This is a genomic window from Streptomyces sp. S6, from assembly GCF_054880855.1.
In genome coordinates this window covers 1-4073 of sequence record NZ_JBTYMC010000445.1, presented here as the reverse complement: position 1 = coordinate 4073, position 4073 = coordinate 1, and the positions used below count along the sequence as shown (strand labels likewise).

Below are 4073 nucleotides of genomic sequence, written 5' to 3'. Positions count from 1 at the left end.
GGTCGCGGGGGTGGCCGTGGTGCCGTGGGTGCTGCTGGGGCGGGGGAGCGGGGCACGCGCGCGGGAGGATGTGGGGCAGAGGGACGCGTCCGGCGCGGGTGCACGCGCGCGTACGGCGTCAGAACCCGAGTCCTCCGGTGGGGCACCGGTGCCCGCGCGCGCGGAAAGGGCGTCCGGCGGCAGGGAGGCGACACCCGCCGCTGAACCGGCCCCCCTCCGGATCACCCGCAGCCGTACCGCCTGGGCGCTCGCCGTCTTCTTCGGGCTCCAGGCCACCGGCGCGTACGTCACGATGGGCTGGATGGCGCAGATCTTCCGGGACGCCGGGGTGTCGGCGGGCACCGCGGGGCTGCTGCTCGCGGTGACGATGGTCCTCGGGGTGCCGCTGGCGTTCGTCATCCCCCGGCTCGCGACGCGGCTGCCCCACCAGGGCCCGATCGTCGTGGCGCTCGGCGCCTGCGGGCTCGCCGGATACGCGGGCCTGTACGTCGCCCCCGCCGACGGCGCCTGGGCCTGGGCCCTCCTCCTCGGCATCTCCAACTGTGCCTTCCCGCTGGCCCTCACGATGGTCGGCATGCGCGCGAGGACCGGCGCGGGCGTGGCCCAGCTCTCCGGCTTCGCCCAGAGCACCGGCTACCTCATCTCCATCCCCGGCCCCCTCCTCATCGGCGTCCTCTACCAGGCCACCGGCGGCTGGCACGTCCCCCTGATCCTGCTGGCCCTCCTCCTGATCCCCCAGACGGCGGTCGGCGTCCTGGCGGGCCGCAACCGCACGGTCGAGGAGGAGCTGGCGCGCTGACGGGGACGACGGCCCCCGCCCTCCCCCGAATCGCCCCGCACCCCCGAATCGCCCTGCGACCCTGACCCGACCCTGAGAGAACCCTGACTCCCCGAACCCCCTCCCACGGCCCCCGGCCCACCCCGACCCGGCCCCGGACATCACCGGGTGCGAAACTGGTCGTATGCCTCTGCTCGACCCGAATCCGCAGAACGGCCAGCGGAAGATGCTCATCGTCTTCGGTTCGTTCCTCGCCATCTTCGTCGTGATCGCCGTCATCGCCACGATCGCCTCGCCCTGATCCAGAGGGGTCCCGAGCCCCCGGAAGGGTGGGGGTAACCCCCCATCCCCTAGGGGGTCAGGGTCAGGGTGAAGTGGGTGGAAGTCCGGATGGGCGAGGGCTTGCACACTGCGTACCTTCGAGTTGTGGCCGCGAACAGCGGCCACGGGACCACTCGAAGCGCTGCGGAGGAACCATGCCGGCCCGTTCCCACACCCGCCCCCACCCGGCGACCACGGGCGGCTCGGACACCCGCATCCCCTGGTGGGCCATCGCCCTCCCGGTCCTGGCCTTCTTCACCCTGCTGGGCCTCGTCCTCGACCCCTCCGACGCCCAGGCGGCGGCCTCGCACCCGACCCTGACCCAACTCGTCGAGCGCGTCCAGCAGTTGATGGCGAGTTAGCCCGGCCGGTCGCTCCCGCGCGCCTTCCACGCAGGTCGCACACCTCCCGAGTCCCCGCAACCCCACCTGTCAACTACCCGAGCCCGGTGGCCTGTTTCATGCGAAGCTGGAAAGCATGAGCGTTGAAGAACCCCGCAAGATCGTCCTCCTCCGACACGCGAAAGCCGACTGGAACGACGGCGACGACCACGAGAGGCCCCTCGCCGAGCGTGGCCGCAAGGACGCCCCCGTCGCGGGCCGCAGACTGGCGGACGCGGGATTCAGCTTCGACCTGGCTCTGTGCTCCACCGCCACCCGCACCCGGGAGACCTGGAAACTCGCGGTCCACGAACTCCCCGAGCGCCCGAAGACGGTCTACGAGGAGCGGATCTACGAGGCGTCCCTCGGCGAACTGATCGCGGTCCTCAACGAGACCCCGGACGACGTGCGTGAGCTGATCCTGATCGGCCACAACCCCGGCATCCACGCCCTCGCGGACGCCCTCGCCGGAGAGGCCGAGGGCGACACCCTCGCGCGGATGAACCGCGCCGGCTTCCCCACCTCCGCCTTCGCGGTCCTCACCTTCGAGGGCTCCTGGAAGAGCGTCGAGCACGGCGTCGGCAAGCTGACCGAGTTCTGGGCGCCGAACTAGCCGAACCAGCCGAGCCGGCCGAACCGGCCACGGCCCGAAGCGCCCCGGAACCCCGAGAGCCCGGTCCCGCTCACAGCGGCACCGGGCTCTCGTAAAAGCCGACTGCTCAGTCCTAGTCCTCGTCGTGCGTGTCGGCCGCCTCGACCTCTTCGCGGGTGACCCCCAGCAGGTAGAGGACCGTGTCGAGGAAGGGCACGTTCACCGCGGTGTGCGCGGCCTCGCGGACGACCGGCTTGGCGTTGAAGGCGACGCCGAGACCGGCCGCGTTCAGCATGTCCAGGTCGTTCGCGCCGTCCCCGATGGCGACGGTCTGCGCGAGCGGCACCCCCGCCTCCGCCGCGAACCGCCGCAGCAGCCGCGCCTTGCCCGCCCGGTCGACGATCTCCCCGGTGACCCGCCCGGTCAGCTTCCCGTCGACGATCTCCAGGGTGTTGGCCTGCGCGAAGTCCAGCCCGAGCCGCTCCATCAGATCGTCCGTGACCTGCGTGAACCCGCCCGAGACGACCCCGACCTGATAGCCGAGCCGCTTCAGCGTACGGATCAGCGTCCGGGCGCCCGGCGTCAGCCGGACCTCCCTGCGGACCTTCTCCACCACCGACGCGTCGAGCCCGGCGAGCAGCGCCACACGCGCGTGCAGCGACTGCTCGAAGTCCAGCTCGCCCCGCATCGCGGCGGCCGTCACCTCGGCGACCTTGTCCTCGCAGCCGGCGTGCGCCGCGAAGAGTTCGATGACCTCGTCCTGGATGAGCGTCGAGTCGACGTCCATGACGATGAGCCGCTGGGCCCGCCGGTGCAGTCCGGCCGCGACGACCGCGATGTCCACGCCGAGCGCCGCCGCGTCCGTCACCAGCGCGGTCCGCAGCGGTTCCGTCTCGACGCCGGACACCGCGAACTCCACCGCGGTGACGGGGTACTTGGCGAGCCGGAAGATGCGGTCGATGTTGCCGCCGGCCTTCGTGATCCGCGCGGCGACCGCGGCCGTCGCCTCCGCCGTCAGGGGGTGCCCGAGGACCGTCACGAGCGAGCGGCCGAGGCCACGCGGGCGGTTGTCGCCGAGGCCGGAGATGATCTCGGCCTGCATCTTCATCGACTCGGCCCAGCTGTGGACGGTCGACCGCAGCTCGCCCTCCAGGCCGCGCGGCGGCTCGGTGACCAGCGCGCACAGCACCATTCGGCCCCGCGTCACCACCTGCTCGATGTCGACCACGTCGACCGAGTAGGCGGCAAGCGTGTCGAACAGTCCGGCCGTGATGCCCGGCCTGTCCTTGCCGAAGATCTTGACGAGAAGAGTGGGGACGTCAGAGGACGGAGCCTGCGTCTGCGTATCGCTCATGGTCCCTACACCGTAACCGGCACGTCGTGGGGCGTGCCGCCCCGGTCCGGCTGTCGGACGGGGAACAGTGGACGACGGGAGGGTTACACCCGGCCGACCCCGGCATATTCACCGCTCGCCGCGTACCTGTCACACCTCCGGCTTCCGCAGATAGGGGTTCGTCTCCGGATGCGGCGCCCGGTACGAGGGCCGAGGCGCATAAGGCCCGCCCTCCCCGGAACCGCCACCGGAACCACCGAACCCCCCACCCCCCTCCACCACCCGAGCGGCCCCCTTCCCCGCCGCCCCGCTCACCCACGCCAGCCACGCCCCCAGCGCCCCGGCCCCCACCCCCCACGCCACCCCCAGCAACCCCGCCACCAGCACATCCCCCCGCAGTTCGAGCCCCGCCCCCACCGCGTCGACCCCCAGCACGGACAACCCGGCGTCCACCGACACCACCGTCACCCACGCCAGCACGGCGAGCGCCACCCCCGTCACCACCCCGAGCCGCACCGCGCACCCGGCGACGAACCGCCGCGCACCCCCGCCGGCGGCGACCGGCGAGGAGAAGGACCAGAGGTCGATCCCGTCATCCGAGTTGTTGTAGAGACGTGCTCCGGTGATCAGATTCCCGGTGCCGGAGCCGAACTTGACGGCGACGCCGTC

Annotated in this window: 5 protein-coding genes and 1 pseudogene; 4 read left to right on the top strand and 2 right to left on the bottom strand. The window is 72.2% G+C overall.

Annotated features, from left to right (window positions below):
• The 4 genes and pseudogenes from ACVNF4_RS33290 to ACVNF4_RS33275 all read left to right on the top strand — a co-directional run.
• Positions 1-799, top strand: a pseudogene (locus ACVNF4_RS33290) (MFS transporter); the annotation flags it as partial.
• A gap of 163 nt (positions 800-962) precedes the next feature.
• Positions 963-1079: an SGM_5486 family transporter-associated protein gene (locus ACVNF4_RS33285; protein WP_281404311.1), complete on the top strand. Its 117-nt coding sequence runs from the start codon at positions 963-965 to the stop codon at positions 1077-1079.
• 175 nt (positions 1080-1254) lie between these two features.
• The gene (locus ACVNF4_RS33280; RefSeq protein ID WP_461806601.1) at positions 1255-1461 is read left to right on the top strand and encodes a hypothetical protein; all 207 of its coding nucleotides are present in this window, start codon (positions 1255-1257) and stop codon (positions 1459-1461) included.
• Positions 1462-1576: 115 nt separating this feature from the next.
• Positions 1577-2092: a SixA phosphatase family protein gene (locus tag ACVNF4_RS33275; protein ID WP_461806600.1), complete on the top strand. Its 516-nt coding sequence runs from the start codon at positions 1577-1579 to the stop codon at positions 2090-2092.
• A 112-nt stretch (positions 2093-2204) separates the two neighbouring features.
• Here the strand turns inward: ACVNF4_RS33275 and serB are convergent, their stop codons facing one another.
• Positions 2205-3425 carry a phosphoserine phosphatase SerB gene (gene serB, locus ACVNF4_RS33270; protein WP_461806599.1) on the bottom strand — a complete coding sequence of 407 codons (1221 nt, stop codon included), beginning with the start codon at positions 3423-3425 and terminating at the stop codon, positions 2205-2207.
• Between the two features lie 129 nt (positions 3426-3554).
• The coding region (locus ACVNF4_RS33265) for a streptophobe family protein (RefSeq protein WP_461806598.1) at positions 3555-4073 on the bottom strand (519 nt) is incomplete at its 5' end.